We start from the raw sequence: 18,642 nt of genomic DNA on the forward strand, positions 1-18,642 counted from the left end.
AGCTACACCTTAATATTAATAATTGCATGGGATTTATAAAAAGCAGCATGGGTTGCCTCCCCTCGTTTTAGGTTTAGTTCAGCAACTTGTAAGCCGTGTTTAGCCAGTTTTGAGCGCAGGTTATCAAGGTGAGGGTGGGCAATGGCACTCACTTCTTGGCTTGATGCTAATAATTGGCAATCGAGCGATTTGTCCATTAGCTCGGCGGTAATTTGTAGTTGACCGAGATCTGCATAATCAAAATTTAATCTAACAAACCAGACATTTTTAGGCTCTAGCTTATCGGCCGATGGTTTTTTATATTGCCCTAGTGTTATTTCTGTTTGGGCTGCTTCTGGCGGTAATTTCATCGGAAGTAAAAACTGTGCCAGCGGGTTACTTTCGGGTTGCTGATTTGGTGTTGAAACACTTACCTGTGTGAGCGTGTTTTTAACCTGAGTAAGCTCTCCAGCAAGCGCTTGCACTTGTGATTGCTGAAGTTGCTCTAGTATTTTTGAACTCGCTTTACCAGCTTTAAACGTAGGCATAAGCACCTGTAGTAATGCATCTATGCCTGTTTTTGAGTCAAAGGTAATTGGGGCTACAGATTGGTTAATAATAGGCGCCGCCAAAATACTAACCGCTAGCTGCTCAAGCCCTTTGGTAAAGCTACTTTGCAGGGTGTCATTCGTGAGGCTGTGAGGCTGCAGCGTCGCTAATATCTCTCTTTGCACGGCAGTCGGGCTAACGTTGCTGCTTGATACCATACGATTAAAAGCTTGATTAACCAGCGCATTGAGGTCAGGTGTTTGCTTAGTCGCTTTAACTTGAATATCGGCTATTTGACTGCTCAATGAAATTTTTTCTTCAGTGAGTGTGTGAGTTGAATCATGCGATGGTGGCAGCTTTAAAAGCGGCGTTAATATTTTAGCTTCAATAGGTTGCAGCATTTGGCTTGGTGAGGCAATAGTCGTTGTGTTACTAAATACTGCATTAAATAAGGTGTTACTTGCTGGTATAGAGGCTACAGCATGTGTTTGTTGGATTGCTGGGCTAGTGGCTTTAAGGGTAGGGAATGTTGTGGCCAGTTTATTATCTGCATTGGCTTGTTGAGTATGGCTAAGCCCCGCTTTTGTAACAGGAAGAGAATTTAACTCTTTAATTGTAGTTTGTTTTTGTAGGTCGTTACTCAAGGTGGATTGAACTTGCACTGTTTGGGTTTTTAATACTTGCTCTGTATTTTTGGTTGCGGGTTCTGCTTTTATTTGAGCACTTAACAGTGCGCCTGATTGTGCACCTACCTCTGCTTTACTTTGGGCTGAGGCTTTTTCGATTGATTGGGGGTTATGTTCTGGTGTATTTGCCGTAATAGCATTGGGTATAGGCAAATGACTACTGCTAACTTTGCCACCAGGAGGCTGCCAAACAGCAACATTTGCTTTTATTAGCTGTGTTAACTGCACAATAGGGGGCAATTGAGAGAAATGCTTAGGTAAAATATTAACAAGTTCAGTACTTGGCTTTTGCGCGCTATTAGCAACTTGTATACCTGCATTTTCAATTAAATTAATTCTACTCGTTTGTGGAGACGGGGCGATAAACTGTTTTTGTAAAGTGAGTGATTGTGCGATTTGAGATTTGTTTTCGTTTGCAAACGATTTGTTTTCAAAATAATTTACTGCATCATTGATTCGTGTTTTTAAATCACTAAAACTAGTTTGCAGCCAAGACTTTATAGGGCTATGAGTACTCACCAGCGGACTTACTTTAGCGGTGTTATTGAACCGCGCTGGCGCGGTTTGTAAATTAGCGTGTTGCGCAGTAAGTAATTCATTAAAAGGTTTAGTAAAAGAGTTACTCAGCATCACTTTTACGCTTTGAGCTTGTGTTGTTATTACAAGCTTATCGGCTTGATTTGTAACAGTCACTTTCACGGGAGAGTTAGGCAGTTCAGCAAGCTGCGTGTTTGATACTTGCGTGGTGAAAGAGCCTGATTTTTGCGGATGCGTTAAAATGGCTAATTTAGGCGTTGCCTGTAGTTGTGCATTGGGTAACAAGCTTGCTAGCATTTTAACCAGCTTTGTTTGGCTTAACGGCTGGGTATGAACGGTATCAGCAAAGCGGTTAATAACATCAATTTGTGCGCCTTTAGTGTTGGTACTTATGACTAGTTTTAAAGGTTGCTCTGTGCTGAGAAGCTGAGCAACATCTTTATTAATGGCAATATTAGCATTGAGCTTATCAATAATTAGCTTTGGTGCAGGTGCTAAAGCAAGCTGAACTGAAAGTGGCTTGCTTTCAACCTCTGCGCCGGTACTAATAAAATTTAATAAGCGTTGTAATTGGGCAGGCTGGTTAAGTTTAATTGTTGCTGCATTTGGCAAAATAGATAGCTGCTTTCCGTCTGCGCTTAGTTGAATGCGCGCGCTAGCAATTTTATCTAAAGATTGAGGGGCATTGCTTGTGCCTAGTCTGAGCGTTTGCCACTGCTTATTAACCAGCACTTCTAGCGTGATAGAGTCTTTTGAAAATTGAATGTTTTTAGCCGCAAGTACTTCACTTGGTAATTGTGGTAACTCATTGGTTTGGTTATTAGTTGATGAATTGATAACCAATGAATTGGATAATGTTATTTGCGTTGGCGTATTCATTATTTTAAATCAAGTTTTCTCTATTTTAAGTGAATCGATTTTAAAGCAATATTCGTATTACCCTATCATTATGGTAGACTAACGCCTAATTTTTGGCAGAGAGAATCGTCATCTTGTTACACATTAAGTCCGTCTCCTGCATCAAGCAAGAACGTTGTTTGTTTGCGGACCTTAATTTTAGCCTTAAAAGCGGTCAAATCATGCAATTAGCGGGTCCAAATGGGGCTGGTAAAACATCGTTATTGCGTATCATCGCTGGCTTTTCTGCGCCTGATGAAGGCGAGGTTTTGTATCAAGAACGCTCAATAAATAAATACTATGAAGAGTTCGCCCACGACTTACTTTTTATAGGCCATAAAACGGGTGTTAACATTCAGTTGAGCGCTGTTGAAAATGTACGCTTTTGGTTACGGATCAACGGTTATTCAAATGAGCCCGACCTATACCCAATCTTAGCAAAACTAGGCTTGGTTGGTCTTGAAGATGTGCCTGTTAGAATGCTGTCGGCAGGCCAGCAACGACGAGTTGCATTAGTTAGACTTTGGCTAAGCGACGCAAATTTATGGGTATTAGACGAGCCATTTACTGCGCTCGATAAAAGCGGTGTTGCGTTTTTGCAACAGCGATTTACTCAACATTTAAATAATAATGGCGCCATATTATTAACTACCCACCAAGACCTAACTACTCACTTTAGTGATTTACAAACAATCACATTGGAGTACCGCCACTGATGACTCGTCAACACTCTTATTGGTTACTATTCAGTGCGGTTTTTACTAAAGATATAAAGCTTGCCTTTCGCCAGCGAGCTGAAATTGTAAACCCAATATTGTTTTTTTAATTGTTATTTCTTTGTTTCCGTTAGCAATAGGTCCTGAGCCCGGTCTGCTTGCTAGAATGGCGCCCGGTATCATTTGGGTTGCAGCTTTACTCTCTACTATGTTGGGCTTAGATAAATTGTTTAGAGATGACTTTAATGATGGTTCTCTTGAGCAGTTAATTGCCTCATCGTACCCATTGTCACTTACAGTGCTTGCAAAAGTGGCTGCACATTGGGTTGTGACGGGGTTGCCCCTTGTATTAATGACCCCGTTATTCGCGTTATTACTTAATTTAGATAGTAATGCGCTGGTGGCCACTGTTTTAACGTTATTATTGGGTACACCGTTATTAAGTTTTATTGGTGCAATAGGTGCTGGGCTTACTGTTGGGCTACAAAAAGGGGGTATTTTGATGAGTTTACTCGTACTGCCTTTGTATATTCCTGTTCTAATTTTTGCAACGTCGGCTATCGATACCAGTGTTATGTCGCTGGATTATAGCGGGCAACTTGCCATCCTTGGTGCTATGTTAGTCATCGCTATTATTAGCGCACCAATCGCCATATCGTCAGCTTTAAAAGTGAGTATAAGTTAATGTGGAAGTGGTTACATCCCTATGCTAAAGCAGAGCGTGCATACCAGTTATGCAATACGTTACTGCCTTATTTTGCCGTAGTTACGGTTGTTAGTATGCTCGTTGGTTGGGTGTGGGGGCTTGGTTTTGCACCTGCCGATTACCAACAAAAAGACAGCTACCGTATCATTTTTATTCACGTTCCTTCTGCCATTTTATCAATGGGGGCATATTCCTCTATGGCCATTGCCGCCATTGTTGCGCTTGTATGGCAACTCAGAAACGCAGAACTTGCCGTTATAGCAATTGCACCAGTTGGCGCATGTATGACTGCAATAGCACTTATAACCGGGGCTGCATGGGGTAAACCTATGTGGGGCGCTTGGTGGGTGTGGGATGCACGACTCACATCGGAGCTTATTTTATTATTTTTATATTTGGGCGTAATTTCGTTATACCACGCTTTTGAAGATAAAAAATCAGCGGGCCGTGCTGCATCTATCTTAGCGATTGTAGGGGTGATCAATTTACCAATCATTCACTTTTCGGTTGAGTGGTGGAACACCCTCCATCAGGGAGCAAGCATCACTAAATTTAATACTAATGCGGTCGACCCAAGCATGTTTTGGCCATTAATGGTAAATATTTTAGCCTTTGCAGCGTTTGTTGGCACAGTCACTTTAATTCGTCTTAAAAATGAAATTTTGCAACGTGAAAAGCATCGCCCATGGGTGCGCCAGTTGCTTAATAGGGGGTAATTATGCATTTTGACTCTTTTTCTGATTTTATTGCAATGGGAGGCTATGGGTTTTATGTATGGCTTTCATTTGGCACATGCGCACTTATTTTACTGGGTATCTTAGTGAGTTCTTTAAGAGATACTAAGCATATTATGGCTTCAGTAAAGCAACAAATTGTGCGTGAAGAGCGTATAAAACAAGCCAAGCAGGAGCAAGCATCATGAACCCTAGACGTAAAAAACGCTTATTAGTGATTGTTGCTATTTTATTTGGTTTGGGTTCTGCCATAGGTTTAGTGCTTTATGCTTTACAAGAAAACATAAACTTATTTTATACCCCAAGCGAATTGATTGATGGCAAAGGCCCAAACAAAGAAAAACCTTTTATTGGTCAAAAGCTTCGTATTGGCGGCATGGTAGTCCCAGGATCTGTTGAAAGAAACGAGCAAAGCTTAGAAGTGAGTTTTAAATTAATTGATACAGGTCCATTAGTGACTGTGAAATATCAGGGGATATTGCCTGATCTGTTTCGTGAGGGGCAGGGTATTGTTGCGCAAGGTGTTTTAATTGAGCCTAATGTCATTGAAGCGTTTGAAGTACTGGCCAAGCATGATGAAGAATACATGCCTGCAGAAGTTGCTGAAGCGGTTAAAGGTATTAAGCATGAAAAACCAAAATACAACTTAGATAGTGGTAATTAGCTATGATCCCAGAAATTGGTTATTTTTCTTTAACGCTCGCCATGGTGCTGAGCGTTTTATTATGTATTTTTCCACTTTGGGGCGCGCATACAGGTAATCTTCGCTTAATGCGTGCTGCCCCCTCTTTAGCTATTGGTCAGTTTGCGTTTGTATTAATTTCGTTTGCTGCGCTTATTTACGCAAGTTTAACTGACGACTTTACCGTATCTTATGTGGCTTATCATTCGAGTAGCACACTGCCATGGTATTACAAAATAACATCGACCTGGGGCGGCCATGAAGGAGCAATATTGCTTTGGTTAGTGATGCAAGCAGGATGGACTGCCGTCGTTGCTGCTCGCTCAAAGTCATTACCTTGGGTTCTACGTGCCCGTGTTTTAGGCGTGCTTGGTTTTTTAGGTGTTGGTTTCATGATGTATACCTTACTATTATCAAGCCCATTTGAACGTTTACTTCCTTATTTTCCGGTAGAAGGGCGAGATTTGAATCCGCTTTTACAAGACCCCGGAATGATCATTCACCCGCCATTACTTTACATGGGTTATGTTGGGCTATCGGTTGCTTTTTCGTTTGCTATTGCAGCACTGTTAACAGGTAAGCTTGATAACACGTGGGCCAAATGGTCACGTCCATGGACAATGACCGCGTGGGGCTTTTTAAGCTTAGGTATTACTATTGGCAGTTGGTGGGCTTATGCAGAGCTTGGCTGGGGTGGCTGGTGGTTTTGGGATCCAGTAGAAAACGCGTCCCTTATGCCTTGGCTTGTTGCAACCGCTTTACTTCATTCGCTAAGCGTGACAGAAAAGCGCGGCATTTTTAAATCGTGGACCGTATTACTGGCAATTGCAGCATTTTCGTTAAGCTTGCTGGGAACGTTTATTGTGCGTTCAGGTATTATTGTATCAGTTCATGCGTTTGCAACTGATCCCGACAGAGGCCTGTTTATACTCGCCTTTTTAGGAATAGTTGTTGGCGGTGGTTTGGCGCTTTACGCATTACGCGTATCGCAAGTTCATAGCGAAGGACGCTACAAGTTTGTATCGCGCGAAGTGGCATTGTGGCTAAACAATATCTTTTTAGTTGTGGCGACCTTAATTGTATTATTGGGTACTTTATTGCCTATGGTGCACAAAGAAATGGGCTTGGGCAGTATTTCTATAGGTGAACCGTTCTTTAATAAAATGTTTGCAATACTACTTGTGCCATTTGCTATTTTAATGGGCATTGGTCCTTTTTTACGCTGGAAGCAAAACAAATGGGCGTTTTTGCAAAATAAAATTGTTGTAGGTATTTTGGCCAGTGTGGCGATCACTTGCGTATGGTTGTTCTCAGCTTACGACGAAGTGACACCACTTACGCTATTAGCAACAACGCTGGGTGTGTGGGTTGCTGTTTCAACCTTGATTGACATTTACACTAAAGCCGCAGTGCATGGCACATTAAAAGAAGGGTTAAAACGCTTAGGTGTTAGTTATTGGGCAATGGTGCTAGGCCACATTGGTATGGCATTTGTTATTGCGGGCGTTGCGTTAACCTCTGCGTACTCTGTTGAGCGTGATGTATCGATGAAACAGGGCGATATAGTGCAGCTTAATCAATACAACTACCGCTTTGAAGGCGTTAAAACAATTCGTGGACCTAATTACAGTGGCCATGCTGGTGTTGTTACGGTGCTAAAAAACGATGATGTAGTCACTCGTTTATACGCCGAAAAACGTAAATACGATATTGGCATGCAATTTATGACAGAAGCTGCTATTGATGCTGGCTTCACACGTGATTTATACCTTGCTCTAGGCGAGCAATTAAGCCAAGGGGCTTGGTCTCTGCGCATATACCACAAGCCGTTTGTGCGTTGGTTATGGATCGGTGGTGTATTAATTTCACTTGCAGGGTTTATGATTTTGTTTGATAAACGTTACCGTACATCTGCAAAAACAGCTCGAAAAGCAGCAGCGGAGAGTGTGTTATGAACCGTAAATTGTTAGCCATAGCGCCCCTTTTAGTATTTGCTTTTGTGTGTGTGTTTTTATACCAAGGTTTATTTGCAAACCCACGCGAAATACAAACAGGGCGAATTGGGCATGAAATGCCGGCTTTTACCCTTCCTGATTTAATGCAAGACAACAAACAATGGACCAACGAAGCGTTAAAAGGCGAGGTTTATTTATTGAATGTGTGGGGCACGTGGTGCCCAACCTGTTTAGCAGAGCTGGGTTATTTAACAAAGCTGCGAGAGCAAGGCGTTAAAATTATTGGCTTGTATTATGTGCAAGGTTACGACGCCGACTTTGATGGCCCGTTTGACATGCAAGCACTACGTACTGAAGTACAAGATATGCTTGAGCGTGCGGGTAACCCTTATCAGTTTAATATTTTGGATTTACACCGCACGCTGTCGTTAGATTTGGGCGTATCGGGTGCGCCAGAAACATTTTTAATCGATAAAAACGGCACTATTTTGCTACACCATACCGGTGATATAAATCCACGAGTATGGCGTTCTAAATTTGCACCTATGATGCAGGAGCTAAAATAATGAAGTGGCTATTGTTTTCACTCAGCCTTTTACTAACTACGAGTGCATTAGCGCAAACTGATCGCTACGTATTTGATACCGACGAGCAAGCGGTTCGTTTTGAAGAGCTTACAAAAGAACTTCGTTGCCCTAAATGTCAAAATCAAAACATTGCTGATTCTGATGCTATCGTTGCCAAAGACCTTCGAGAGAGAGTGGTAGAGCTAGTTAAAGAAGGCAACACCAAAGATGAAGTAATTGACTACATGATTGACCGCTATGGTTACTTTGTTCATTACGACCCACCTGTTACACCTGCAACACTAGTACTTTGGGTATTGCCGGTATTAATTGTTATTGTTGGGTTTGGTTTTATTGTAATTCGTCAGCGTAAAGCGTCTGTAAAGCAGACTTGGAGCAACCAAGATGAAGTACTTTTAAATAAGCTAATTGAACAAAATAAACGTCAGGAGCAAAGTTAAATGATTTTAATGTGGGCGTGTTTTGCTTTACTCACACTGATTGCACTGGCGTTTGTTATGCTGCCTTTTTTACAAAAAGAGCGTGTTAAAACAATTACTCACAACGCAAATGCCGAGCTTATAAGTATTTACGAACAACGTTTGGTTGATTTAAAAACCGATTTAGATAATCAACGTATAGATGATGCTAACTATTCTGAATCGATAGTTGAACTAAAACGCCGTTTGCTTAATGAGCTTTCTCCAGAAAAGTCATTAATTAGCAAAGGTAACAACCGTATTTTTGCCCTGACAGGGGGCGCATTTGTTATTGCACTAAGCGGTATTTTTTATAGTTTAACGGGTAGTCAACAGCAAATTTCAGCATGGCACGATGCCATGGATAACCTGACAGAATACGGCGAGCGCGCTGTGATGCAAAAAGGCGAGCAGCTTACTCAAAACGAGCTACAAGCATTTGCACTGGCGTTACGCACCAAGTTAAGCCGTTCAGGCGATGATGAAATGGCATGGATGTTACTTGGTCGTGTTGCCATGTCACTGAATGAATTTGATATGGCTCAGCAATCATTTGATAAAGCACTGCGCATGAACCCTGATAATAAACAGGTGTTAATAAGTTACAGCCAAATTTTGCTACTTGAAGGCAGCGAAGCGAATATGACGCGTGCAGCGGGTATGTTGTCTAAAGTATTAAACGCAGAACCGACTAACTTAGATGCTATTTCGTTATTAGCGCTCATTGCTTACGAGCGAAAAGACTGGCCTCAAGCTAAAGCCGCCTTTGAAGTATTGCTAGCCAGCATGGAAAAAAATGATTCTCGCTATGGTTTAATATCTCAGCGTATTGCAGATATTGAACTGCAAATGCAAAGCGAAGGCTCGGTAATGCCAGTAACTAAAGCCAACAGCATTGCTGTTACCGTTAATGTTGCCAGTGAGCTTTTAAATAAACTGCCTGAAAAGGGGACTTTATTTGTATTTGCAAAAGCGGCAAATGGTTCGCCAATGCCGATTGCTGCTGTAAAACTCACTTCATATTCATTCCCTGTTACAGTTGAGTTAAACGACAGCACTGCAATGGTTGAAGGTATGAACTTATCTAGCGCAGAAGATATTATTATATCGGCGCGTATTTCGCTTGATGACTCTGTTATGCCAAGTTCAGGTGAATTAGAAGGGCATTCTGGCTCATTAAAGCGTGAAAGTGTAAGTGAATACCAACTTAAAATAGATACATTAATACCTTAAGGACGAAAAATGTTAAGACAAAGTTTAGCTTTTTTAAGCTTTTTGATACTGGCCGGTTGCGCGCAAGTACCAGAAAGCAAAGTTGATGAAAGAGATCCACTGCAAAGTATTAACCGTCCGTTGTATGACTTTAATATGGATGTTTTAGACGCTTACATACTTCGCCCAGCAGCGGTTGGTTATGTTGCTGTGACTCCTGTGCCTGTGCGTCAAAGCATTGTTCACTTTACTGATAACCTAACGGCACCGGTTGATATGGTAAATGCGGGGCTACAGGGTAAACCGGGAAATGCAAGTGTTAGCCTTGCGCGCTTTTTAGTGAATTCTACCGTGGGCATTTTTGGTATTTTTGATGTAGCTAGCTCGCTTGGTTTAAATCGAGTTGATGAAGATTTTGGCCAAACAATGGGTGTATGGGGCATTGGTGATGGTGCATACTTAATGCTACCTGCAATGGGGCCTACTACAGCAAGAAACTTAACCGGTGACGTAGTAGACAACTTTGTTCTGCCCGAAATTGCCTTAACTACGCCACAAACAGTGCTAGTATTTGCGTTAAAAGCGGTAGAAGCGCGTGCTTCATTAATGGCGCAAGAAGGGCTTTTAAATGACTCACTTGACCCGTATTTATTTGTAAAAGATATTTATTTTCAGCGTCAGTTATTCGAACTTTACGATGGCAACCCGCCAATTAAAGAAGAGCCTGCCGACTTTGATGAAGACTTTTTAGAAAGTTTATAAGCCAAATCAAAATAAAAACGCCAGCTTAATGCTGGCGTTTATATAGAATAATGCTTGGCAAGTATTAGGTATTAACCATCAAACTCATTTGCTCGTTCACCCAACTAAGTGCCTCGTGATACGCATCAGGTACTTTATCGGCAATATTAAGTGCTGTTGAAATGTCGTTTGCTTGTGACCAATCAGCCTTTTCGTAATGTTTAACAAGGTTTAAGTATTGCGCTAATAACCCCTCGTTATCTAACAAAGCTGCCTTAATATCGTTAGACAAAGGAAGCTTTTGCATCACACTTTGCATACTTTCATCTAAAATAGCGTCCATTAACGACATCATACCGGTTAAAAATGCCATGCCGGTGTCTTTCATTTGGCCATGTGAAATAGCTAACAGCTCACAAAAGCGAGCGCGTGTAAGTGATAGCCTAATTAACTCTACCGGTTTATCAGCCGATACTTGTGCAGCAAATAACAAAGAGAGAAGTTTTTTGATCTCTTGGGTACCTAAAACAATAAGTGCTTGTTTTATAGTGCTTATTTCAGCTCGTCGTGCAAAGGCTGCTGAGTTTGAGTATCGGAGCAGTTTGTAAGATAGGTTTACGTCGCGCTCAAATACATCGGTGATTTTTTTTAGGTCCATCTCTACGCTTGACGTTTGGTAAAGTAATTCTGCAAGTGCCATTTCTGATGGTGGTAACGCTTTACTTTGCACCATTTCTGGTTTTGAAAAGAAAAACCCTTGAAAATAATCAAAGCCAAGCTCTAACGCTAAGCTATATGCTTCGTAGGTTTCTACTTTTTCAGCTAAAAGCTTTATATGAGGGTGCGCCTTTAGCTCTTTTATAATGGTTTTTATTGTTGCTAAATCACACGTTAAAAAGTCGATTTTAATAATATCGATAAACGGATAAAAGTGGCGCCACACCGGCTGGTGAATGTAATCATCGAGCGCGATGGTGTAGCCTTTGTCTTTGAGGTTTTTAACAATCGCAAGTAAACGTTTACCCGGTTGAATTGTTTCAAGTATTTCTACAACAATGGTGTCTTTACCTAACAGGGTAGGGTAACCCTTAAGTAAGGTTTCTAGTGTAAAGTTAATATAAGCGGGTTTGTTATCGGTTAAGTCTTCTAAACCAAAGTTAAACTGACTGCCTTCAATTAAGCGTGTAGTTGCTTCGTCACCATCTATATTGGGAAATACATTATCTACGCCATCACGAAATAAAAGCTCATAACCAATAAGCTCTTTATCACGATTTAAAATAGGTTGGCGCGCAGCATAAAAATACATAAAAAAATCCGTGTCAGTCGAGTCAGTCGCTATTGTAATAATATATTAGAAAACATACAAAATAGCATGCTGTATATTTTACTAAATAATAAAATATCATTATTAAATAAAAGCGTTTGGCTATTTTTTTGCGTGTAAAAAAGTTTTTTTAGCAATTGTTTTCAACATGATTATTTTTAAACTAAGAAAATACAACAAATAGAGATTTTTGTTACAAGCATGATATAGTCCGAAGGAATGCTTTTATCCTAATAGTGACTTTATTATAAAATTTTAAGAGTCAATATTCGGATCAAAAGCCTGCTACTTTTAATTGTTTTATGGAGGCGAATTTGGAAACAGGAATGATCATTTCATTGTCACTATACTTTGTTGTTATGTTAGGTATTGGTTTATATGCCTATAAGCAGTCAACAAGTGATGTTTCTGGTTATATGCTGGGTGGTAGAAACTTGTCGCCAAGTGTTGCAGCACTCTCAGCGGGTGCTTCAGATATGAGTGGCTGGATTTTAATGGGGTTACCTGGCGCCATGTTTGTTACTGGCTTAAGTAGCACATGGATTGCATTTGGTTTAATTGCCGGTGCATGGTTAAACTACTTTTTAGTCGCGCCGCGTTTAAGGGTTTACACTGAAAAAGCGAATGACTCTATTACCATCCCTGATTACTTTTCTAACCGATTTAACGATGAATCAAATTTACTCCGTGTTGTGTCGGCTGTTGTAATTATTGTGTTCTTCACACTGTATACCTCTTCAGGTGTTGTTGCCGGTGGTAAACTATTTGAAAGCTCATTTGGCTTAAGCTACGAAATGGGGCTATACATCACAACGGGTGTTGTTGTTTTGTATACACTCTTTGGCGGCTTTTTAGCGGTTAGCTTAACTGACTTCGTGCAAGGCTGTATTATGTTTATTGCACTTATTTTAGTACCCGCTGTAGCTTACTCTTTATTAGAGCAACCACTGCAGTCAACCCTAAACAGTGTTAATCCAGACATGCTAAGTTGGATAGGCGCAGGGTCTGCGCTAGGTATTATTTCAGCAATGGCGTGGGGCTTGGGTTACTTTGGTCAACCACATATTATTGTTCGCTTTATGTCGGTGCGCAGTGTTAAAGATATGCCAACAGCACGTCGTATTGGTATGTCTTGGATGATTGTCGCTGCAATTGGTGCGGTAGGTACGGGTATTTTTGGTGCAGCATACACTTATGAAAACAATATAGTTGTGGATGATCCTGAAACTATATTCTTGATCCTGTCAGAGCTGTTGTTTCATCCACTTATTGCTGGCTTTTTACTTGCAGCAATATTAGCTGCAATAATGAGTACAATTTCATCTCAGCTATTAGTAAGCTCAAGTTCACTAACTGAAGATTTTTACAAAACATTTTTACGTAAAGAAGCCAGTGACGCAGAGCTTGTACTAGTAGGGCGCATTAGTGTGTCTATTGTTGCAATACTTGCTATTTACCTCGCATACGATAGAGACAGCTCTATTTTAGACTTAGTGAGTAATGCATGGGCTGGCTTTGGTGCTGCATTTGGCCCGCTTGTATTGTTTAGCCTTTACTGGAAACGTATGAACTTTGCGGGTGCGCTTTCAGGTATGGTTGTGGGTGCAGTTACTGTTTTACTATGGATTTACGGCCCATTCACAATCAACGGTGAAAGTTTAAGTAGCGTAATGTACGAAATTGTCCCAGGCTTTATACTTGCAAGTATTGCTATTGTAGTTGTAAGTTTAGCAACCAATGAGCCTAACTCAGATATAACAACGTTATTTGATGAAGTTGAAAAAGAGCTTTAATTAATATTCGTTTTTATAAAAGCTATAAAAAAGGGAGCAACTAAGTTGCTCCCTTTTTATTTGCAAAATGTTTAGCTTGCTTGTTTAGCGTTGTTATCGTCAATAGATGCAACGTTATCTGATTTTTTATTTTTACTTGCCGCTTTAGTAGTAGGCTCTTTGGCACCTTTAAGTACCGACATAAAGTCGTCTTTACTTTTTGCTATTTCTAACGCAAGCGATTCTATTTGTTGCTCACTCAATGGCACGTCTACTTTTTCTAGCATCAGCTCAAGTGATTCTGCTATGTCTAGCATTTTGTCATAGGCATCAGCTTCTTTCTTAGTAGTAAACGTCATACGCTCGACTCCGTTTCGTTCTACAACATATTTAACAACAACAGCCATGATTTCTCCTGCAAACTTGCTTGGCACTGTGGTTTATAAAAAACCATAAGATTACTGTTTTTATATACAGTAAAGGTTTGCAAGTAAATATGCAAGCGCAGAGTTGTAATTTTTAAGTGTCTTAAATTTGACAAAAAACGGTAACTTAACTTTATTTAATATATCACTTGGTTGTACCAGCTGCATTTTAAGGATTTCGGATAAAAGTGATAATGCATTTAGGTACTTCCAAAGTGGCTAGCCTCGCGTTTGTCATTTATGGTCTTCCCTAATAATTAAAGTAAAGATGTTCTAAAATGGACAATAAGGACGAATAAATGAAAATATTTAAACTTTTACTTATAGCAAGTTTGCTAAGTATCCTACCCATTACTACCTCTTACGCGCAATTACCTGAAGTGAGCAAATCTATGGCTCCCATCGAAGCGGTAAGTATTAATGATGCAGATGCAAAAATGTTGGCTAAACTTCCTGGAATTGGTAAAAAGAAAGCACAAGCAATAGTAAATTACCGAGATGAAAATGGTTCATTTACAAGCCTTGAGGACTTGGCCAAAGTGAAGGGGATTGGCAAGAAAGTAATGGGTAAGTTAGAAGGAAAAGTTAAACTTTAACAAAAGGGCGCTAAGCGCCCTTTTCATGTTGTTGTAGTGCTTCGTCTAAGTTTTTTCTGGCAAAATTTATATCGACAGGAGCGGTTAATAACGGATAAAAAAGCCCACCGAGTATTAAAAAGGGAATGATTATCCAACCTTCAAAAAGTGTAAATATTAAAAACAACGGGCTTAATAGCAATATTTTGATAATACGCAGTAATACACGGTCGGTAGGTGACAGCATTGATAAAGACCGTGCTATAACAAGCTGCCTCTCGCGTATTTTTAAATGTTGCAACTGTTTAAGTTGACTAGAAAAAAAGGTAAACATAATTATTAAACCGTTCTTTTTAGTATTAAGCGACTACCTAATACAATAAAAAATGTTAGAGCAAATAGCCCAAAAATAATTTCCATCCAAGCTGGCATACTGAGCGATAAAAACTCCCAATCTATGTTACCGCAATCGCCAGTGGCTTCAAAAAAGCTCGGTATCCATTCATGCAGCGGCATAAACGATGGAAAGTTAGGCTCAAACTCGCAGCTAAACGCAAACGGATCTGTTGTTGTTTGCATATCTATGTGCTCACGGGCAATTAAATACCCCCAAATGCTCGATACACCCCAAGTAATGTAAGCAATTATACGCATTATTTTACTTTGCGGATTAATTGCCCCAACAATACCTGCGCCAAGTAATCCTAATACCGCGGTACGTTGATAAATACACATAATGCAGGGCGCTAACCCCATTTTATATTGAAAAAACAATGCGGTTACTTCTAGCATAAAAACAATCGCAGTGAATAAAAGCCAAGGTGTTCGTTGAGTCGGTAATTGCGCAAGCCAGTTCATAAAAAGTCCGCTAATAAATAAGGCGTTAGATTATGACGCACGAAAAAGTACGCGGCAACAAAAAGAGGTATATAAAAAGTTTTATTGTTACCCTGCAAAAAATGTCCCTGCACTCTAAAAGGCTATATTGAAATACTCGGTGATATGTTTTTATGCATATTGTGGTTTTGATGGATTTATATTTTAACTACTAAAAAACAGGCGCTTTGCCTATTTTTGCCTCACGGTGGGTTTTACGCTAGAAAATTTTGCTTAATGGGCTAACAACACCGTTTGCCCCTTGCTGTAAAACATGAGTGTAAATCTGCGTGGTTTTAACATCTGTATGACCTAACTGAGCTTGCACCGTTCTTATATCTGCTCCACTTTGCAACAAGTGTGTTGCAAAAGAATGACGAAAGGTATGAGGCGTCACAATCTTTGTAATATTGGTTTGCTTTAATGCCTTTTTAACCGCTTTTCTAACACATGTAGGATGGAAGTGATGACGCCGTATCTCGCCAGTTTCTGGATCACTTCTTAATTTATAAGAAGGAAATAAGTATTGCCACGCGAGTGATTTGTTAGCTGGCGAATATTTACGAGCTAAAGCGTTTGGCATCCATACGCCTGTGTATTGTTCGTTTTGTAAATCTAATTGCAAATATTCTTCAACTTGCATTATTTGATTTCTAAGTAACGGGAGTAACTCAGTTGCAAGTGTAACAATACGATGCTTATTGCCTTTCCCGTTCCAAATTTGAATACATTTATAATCAAAATCAATGTCTTTTACTCGCAGTTGCACAGCTTCCATCACTCGCAGGCCGCTACCATACATCAACCCCACGATTAAGTAATATCGCTTAGATAGATGAATCATCAATTGTTTGACCTCATCGGGTGTCATTACAACAGGTAATTTGGGTTGTCGTTTACTTCGAGCAAAGTTCAAGTTTAACGAAAGTTCATTTTTGACAATATGTTTATATAAAAAAGCTAGCGCATTTAAAGCTGCACTTTGTGTTTTAGCTGACATGTTACGTTTTAATACAATATGGTCCAAAAACGCTTCGACTTCTGAATTTCCCATTGAGCTTGGGTGGCGTTTGTTGTGAAAGTGAATAAAGTTTGTGATCCAACTCAAATAAGCATTAATAGTTCTTAATGAATACTGTCGAGTGAGCATATAGTCGGCAATGTAATTTAAATACGCAGAGCGAGTTTTCATTTTCAATTCGTCAAATTAGCGCTGTATATATGCACAGCCATGGCTTCGTCGCTCGCATAGTCAAGAAAACGACCCAGTCGCTCGTTTTATACTGAGAAGAAAACGCGCATGTTTGAATTTTAATAACACTGGCAATTAGTTGGCAAGTTTGTTAAAAATAAACCAATAAGAAAACGAGCTACGCTATGGTAGAAATACGCGCGATTAGCTCGCTATAAACATGTTATATTTCTCTATGCATTTGAGTAAATCGGACAAACTATTCGCAGAATTAATAATTTGGCCTTACGTTGGTATGTTGGTAGGCATTGCTTCAATTATGTTTGCTGGTATGCACGGATTGGAACTTTACCTTACTTATACTCTCGGCTTGGGAGCATTGGTTGGTTGTACTAGAGCAATCGGGATTGGTTTTGGTCTCGTAAAATTCGAGTCTAAAGAAGTTAGTGATATTAGAGGTTATTCTTACAGAGCTGCTTTGTTTTTTATGTACGGTTTAGCTATTTATAGTGTTGTTTGGCCAAGGTATATTTATTAGAAATATAACAAGCCAATTATGGCAAGGACGCAAAACGCATGGCTTGCGCTCCTTCGTCGCTAAGTATAGCCATGCATTTGTGCGCCCCATATTGGAGCGTTATGTAGCTAAGGAAAGTTTGCAGTAATCATCATGAGTAATCCTAAAATATGCGTACACTGCAATAAGCCAGTAGAAAAGTTCTCAGACGATTATGAAGTCTTTGAGCAAATGCATTGGCTTTGTTTTCACCTAGTGCATGAGCATGAAGGTGACCCCGATGTACCATGTGATGATCCATCTTGTCCCTGGTTTCATATAGAGGTCTTGCGCAGTAAACTAGAACAATTAGGCATTGATCCTCAGGAAGTTATCACCGAGGCAATCAATAAAAAATGGAAGTTGTGAAATCGCAACATAACAAAAAGCTGCAAGCGACACATTTTATTACGCCGTTTTTGTGCATGTGTCGCAAGCTCCAATTATTGCACAAAAACGCTACATAAAATGAGCGCCTGAGCTTGGCGTTATATGCAAAGGGACTTATGCACCGTAATTTAATCAAATCTCTAGTTATTGGCTCTATTCTAGGAGTTTTAATTGGAGTTTCTGAAATAAATTCATCTAACATGGGACTTATTATTTCCTTATTCTCATGTGTCGTTTTAGGTCTAGTGACTGTAATCGCTATCAATGACAAACCTCATTTATATGCTTTTCCCGCTATTTTTGCTTCAAGTCTATTTTTATGTGCTTTTTATGGCTTTAAGTATGGGGCTATTTACACTGCTGGGGTAGCTGGGATTTACGGTGTTTTGTCTGTGCAATTATTTCAGGCTATTTTTATTGCATCTGATAATGTAAGGTATTTAGTCGAAGAATTCTTTAATAATAAGTAGTTTGCATATAACAAGAACATTAAACGGAAAATTTACAGTTGGCTTTTTTCGTTCCTCAAAATTTTAGCCAACTATAATTTTCCGCTTATGTAAGCGTTATGTTCCAAGGAGGAAGTTTGCGAGTCATCTACATCGCGATATTTATTATTAGCTGCTTTGTTGAAGCGCAAGAATCAACTCCATTAACTTCATGCCTGTCCTATGAGGTGAGTCGTATCGACAAAGATACGGGTGAGTTTGTATTAGAGAACGTGTTTGCCCCCTCTCTATTTGAAAACTTGAATAAAAGCTTTCCAGATAAAGACATTGAATGGTCAGCTTGGACAACCAGCGTTGACGAATATAGAGGAACTGATGGCAAAGATAAAACAAGGCTCAAAGGCTGCTTCGACGTTGGCAAAATACACGATGACGTTGAATTAATCTCTTCGATTATGAAAATATCAATGACGAGATTTCAAGCCGCGATGAAGTTTTATTCAAAGCCTGACTCCGAACATGTACCGATTACCAAAATTGACTCAATGCTAGAAGGTTACAAGAAAATACTTAAGAACCCCAAAGTTAAACAAGAAATTAGAGACAAACTGGAACATAACAAGTGATTGAAAAGGATAAAT

20 protein-coding genes and 1 pseudogene are annotated in these 18,642 nt (G+C 39.8%); 15 read left to right on the forward strand and 6 right to left on the reverse strand.

The window, feature by feature from the left end; all coding sequences use genetic code 11:
• Positions 1-2: 2 nt before the first annotated feature.
• Positions 3-2,630, reverse strand: coding sequence for a flagellar hook-length control protein FliK (gene fliK, locus P20480_RS14040; RefSeq protein WP_008127585.1), 2,628 nt, complete (start codon positions 2,628-2,630; stop codon positions 3-5).
• A gap of 113 nt (positions 2,631-2,743) precedes the next feature.
• On the opposite strand from fliK, the gene ccmA reads away from it, so the two are divergent.
• The 10 genes and pseudogenes from ccmA (at position 2,744) to P20480_RS13990 (ending at position 10,460) form a co-directional block, all read left to right on the forward strand.
• Entirely contained in the window at positions 2,744-3,364 is a 621-nt protein-coding gene (gene ccmA / locus P20480_RS14035; protein WP_086007393.1) for a cytochrome c biogenesis heme-transporting ATPase CcmA, read from the forward strand.
• Positions 3,364-4,049: pseudogene (gene ccmB, locus P20480_RS14030) on the forward strand (heme exporter protein CcmB). The gene ccmA and the pseudogene ccmB overlap by 1 nt, the downstream one beginning before the upstream one ends.
• On the forward strand, positions 4,049-4,786 hold the full coding sequence (locus P20480_RS14025; protein ID WP_008127600.1) for a heme ABC transporter permease: 738 nt from the start codon (positions 4,049-4,051) through the stop codon (positions 4,784-4,786). The pseudogene ccmB and the gene P20480_RS14025 overlap by 1 nt, the downstream one beginning before the upstream one ends.
• Positions 4,787-4,788: 2 nt before the next feature.
• On the forward strand, positions 4,789-4,992 hold the full coding sequence (gene ccmD, locus P20480_RS14020) for a heme exporter protein CcmD (protein ID WP_008127602.1): 204 nt from the start codon (positions 4,789-4,791) through the stop codon (positions 4,990-4,992).
• Positions 4,989-5,468 (forward strand): cytochrome c maturation protein CcmE, encoded by a 480-nt coding sequence (ccmE, locus tag P20480_RS14015; protein ID WP_006791393.1) that lies wholly within the window; start codon positions 4,989-4,991, stop codon positions 5,466-5,468. Before ccmD ends, ccmE begins: the two co-directional genes overlap by 4 nt.
• 2 nt (positions 5,469-5,470) lie before the next feature.
• A complete protein-coding gene (locus tag P20480_RS14010) occupies positions 5,471-7,441 on the forward strand; it encodes a heme lyase CcmF/NrfE family subunit (RefSeq protein ID WP_008127604.1) in 1,971 nt (656 codons plus the stop codon).
• Positions 7,438-8,007: a DsbE family thiol:disulfide interchange protein gene (locus tag P20480_RS14005; RefSeq protein WP_006791390.1), complete on the forward strand. Its 570-nt coding sequence runs from the start codon at positions 7,438-7,440 to the stop codon at positions 8,005-8,007. Before P20480_RS14010 ends, P20480_RS14005 begins: the two co-directional genes overlap by 4 nt.
• Complete coding sequence (locus P20480_RS14000) at positions 8,007-8,468, forward strand: cytochrome c-type biogenesis protein (protein ID WP_008127607.1); 462 nt, start codon at positions 8,007-8,009, stop codon at positions 8,466-8,468. The genes P20480_RS14005 and P20480_RS14000 overlap by 1 nt, the downstream gene beginning before the upstream one ends.
• On the forward strand, positions 8,469-9,719 hold the full coding sequence (ccmI, locus tag P20480_RS13995; RefSeq protein ID WP_008127609.1) for a c-type cytochrome biogenesis protein CcmI: 1,251 nt from the start codon (positions 8,469-8,471) through the stop codon (positions 9,717-9,719).
• 9 nt (positions 9,720-9,728) lie between these two features.
• Complete coding sequence (locus P20480_RS13990) at positions 9,729-10,460, forward strand: MlaA family lipoprotein (RefSeq protein WP_008127611.1); 732 nt, start codon at positions 9,729-9,731, stop codon at positions 10,458-10,460.
• 64 nt (positions 10,461-10,524) lie between these two features.
• Here the strand turns inward: P20480_RS13990 and P20480_RS13985 are convergent, their stop codons facing one another.
• On the reverse strand, positions 10,525-11,748 hold the full coding sequence (locus P20480_RS13985; protein ID WP_008127613.1) for an EAL and HDOD domain-containing protein: 1,224 nt from the start codon (positions 11,746-11,748) through the stop codon (positions 10,525-10,527).
• Between the two features lie 332 nt (positions 11,749-12,080).
• On the opposite strand from P20480_RS13985, the gene putP reads away from it, so the two are divergent.
• Positions 12,081-13,559, forward strand: coding sequence for a sodium/proline symporter PutP (gene putP / locus P20480_RS13980; protein WP_008127617.1), 1,479 nt, complete (start codon positions 12,081-12,083; stop codon positions 13,557-13,559).
• Positions 13,560-13,630: 71 nt separating this feature from the next.
• On the opposite strand, the gene P20480_RS13975 is transcribed toward putP, so the two are convergent.
• Positions 13,631-13,945 carry a YebG family protein gene (locus P20480_RS13975; protein WP_008127619.1) on the reverse strand — a complete coding sequence of 105 codons (315 nt, stop codon included), beginning with the start codon at positions 13,943-13,945 and terminating at the stop codon, positions 13,631-13,633.
• Positions 13,946-14,262: 317 nt separating this feature from the next.
• Here P20480_RS13975 and P20480_RS13970 point away from each other — a divergent pair, with 317 nt between their 5' ends.
• A complete protein-coding gene (locus P20480_RS13970) occupies positions 14,263-14,559 on the forward strand; it encodes a ComEA family DNA-binding protein (RefSeq protein ID WP_008127623.1) in 297 nt (98 codons plus the stop codon).
• Between the two features lie 10 nt (positions 14,560-14,569).
• Here P20480_RS13970 and P20480_RS17715 read toward each other — a convergent pair whose 3' ends face one another.
• From P20480_RS17715 to P20480_RS13960, 3 genes are all read right to left on the reverse strand, one after another.
• Complete coding sequence (locus P20480_RS17715) at positions 14,570-14,872, reverse strand: DUF6170 family protein (RefSeq protein ID WP_010557081.1); 303 nt, start codon at positions 14,870-14,872, stop codon at positions 14,570-14,572.
• 5 nt (positions 14,873-14,877) lie between these two features.
• On the reverse strand, positions 14,878-15,396 hold the full coding sequence (dsbB, locus tag P20480_RS13965; protein ID WP_008127627.1) for a disulfide bond formation protein DsbB: 519 nt from the start codon (positions 15,394-15,396) through the stop codon (positions 14,878-14,880).
• Between the two features lie 238 nt (positions 15,397-15,634).
• Positions 15,635-16,606: an integron integrase gene (locus P20480_RS13960; RefSeq protein WP_008127629.1), complete on the reverse strand. Its 972-nt coding sequence runs from the start codon at positions 16,604-16,606 to the stop codon at positions 15,635-15,637.
• Between the two features lie 748 nt (positions 16,607-17,354).
• On the opposite strand from P20480_RS13960, the gene P20480_RS19490 reads away from it, so the two are divergent.
• The 3 genes from P20480_RS19490 to P20480_RS13955 all read left to right on the forward strand — a co-directional run bounded on the left by P20480_RS19490 (position 17,355) and on the right by P20480_RS13955 (position 18,627).
• Positions 17,355-17,531 (forward strand): hypothetical protein, encoded by a 177-nt coding sequence (locus P20480_RS19490; RefSeq protein ID WP_158308103.1) that lies wholly within the window; start codon positions 17,355-17,357, stop codon positions 17,529-17,531.
• A 137-nt stretch (positions 17,532-17,668) separates the two neighbouring features.
• Complete coding sequence (locus P20480_RS17730; RefSeq protein ID WP_033025066.1) at positions 17,669-18,022, forward strand: hypothetical protein; 354 nt, start codon at positions 17,669-17,671, stop codon at positions 18,020-18,022.
• 116 nt (positions 18,023-18,138) lie between these two features.
• Complete coding sequence (locus P20480_RS13955; RefSeq protein ID WP_008127633.1) at positions 18,139-18,627, forward strand: hypothetical protein; 489 nt, start codon at positions 18,139-18,141, stop codon at positions 18,625-18,627.
• Positions 18,628-18,642: the final 15 nt, after the last annotated feature.

This window comes from Pseudoalteromonas sp. BSi20480, from assembly GCF_000241365.1.
Lineage (GTDB): Bacteria > Pseudomonadota > Gammaproteobacteria > Enterobacterales > Alteromonadaceae > Pseudoalteromonas > Pseudoalteromonas marina.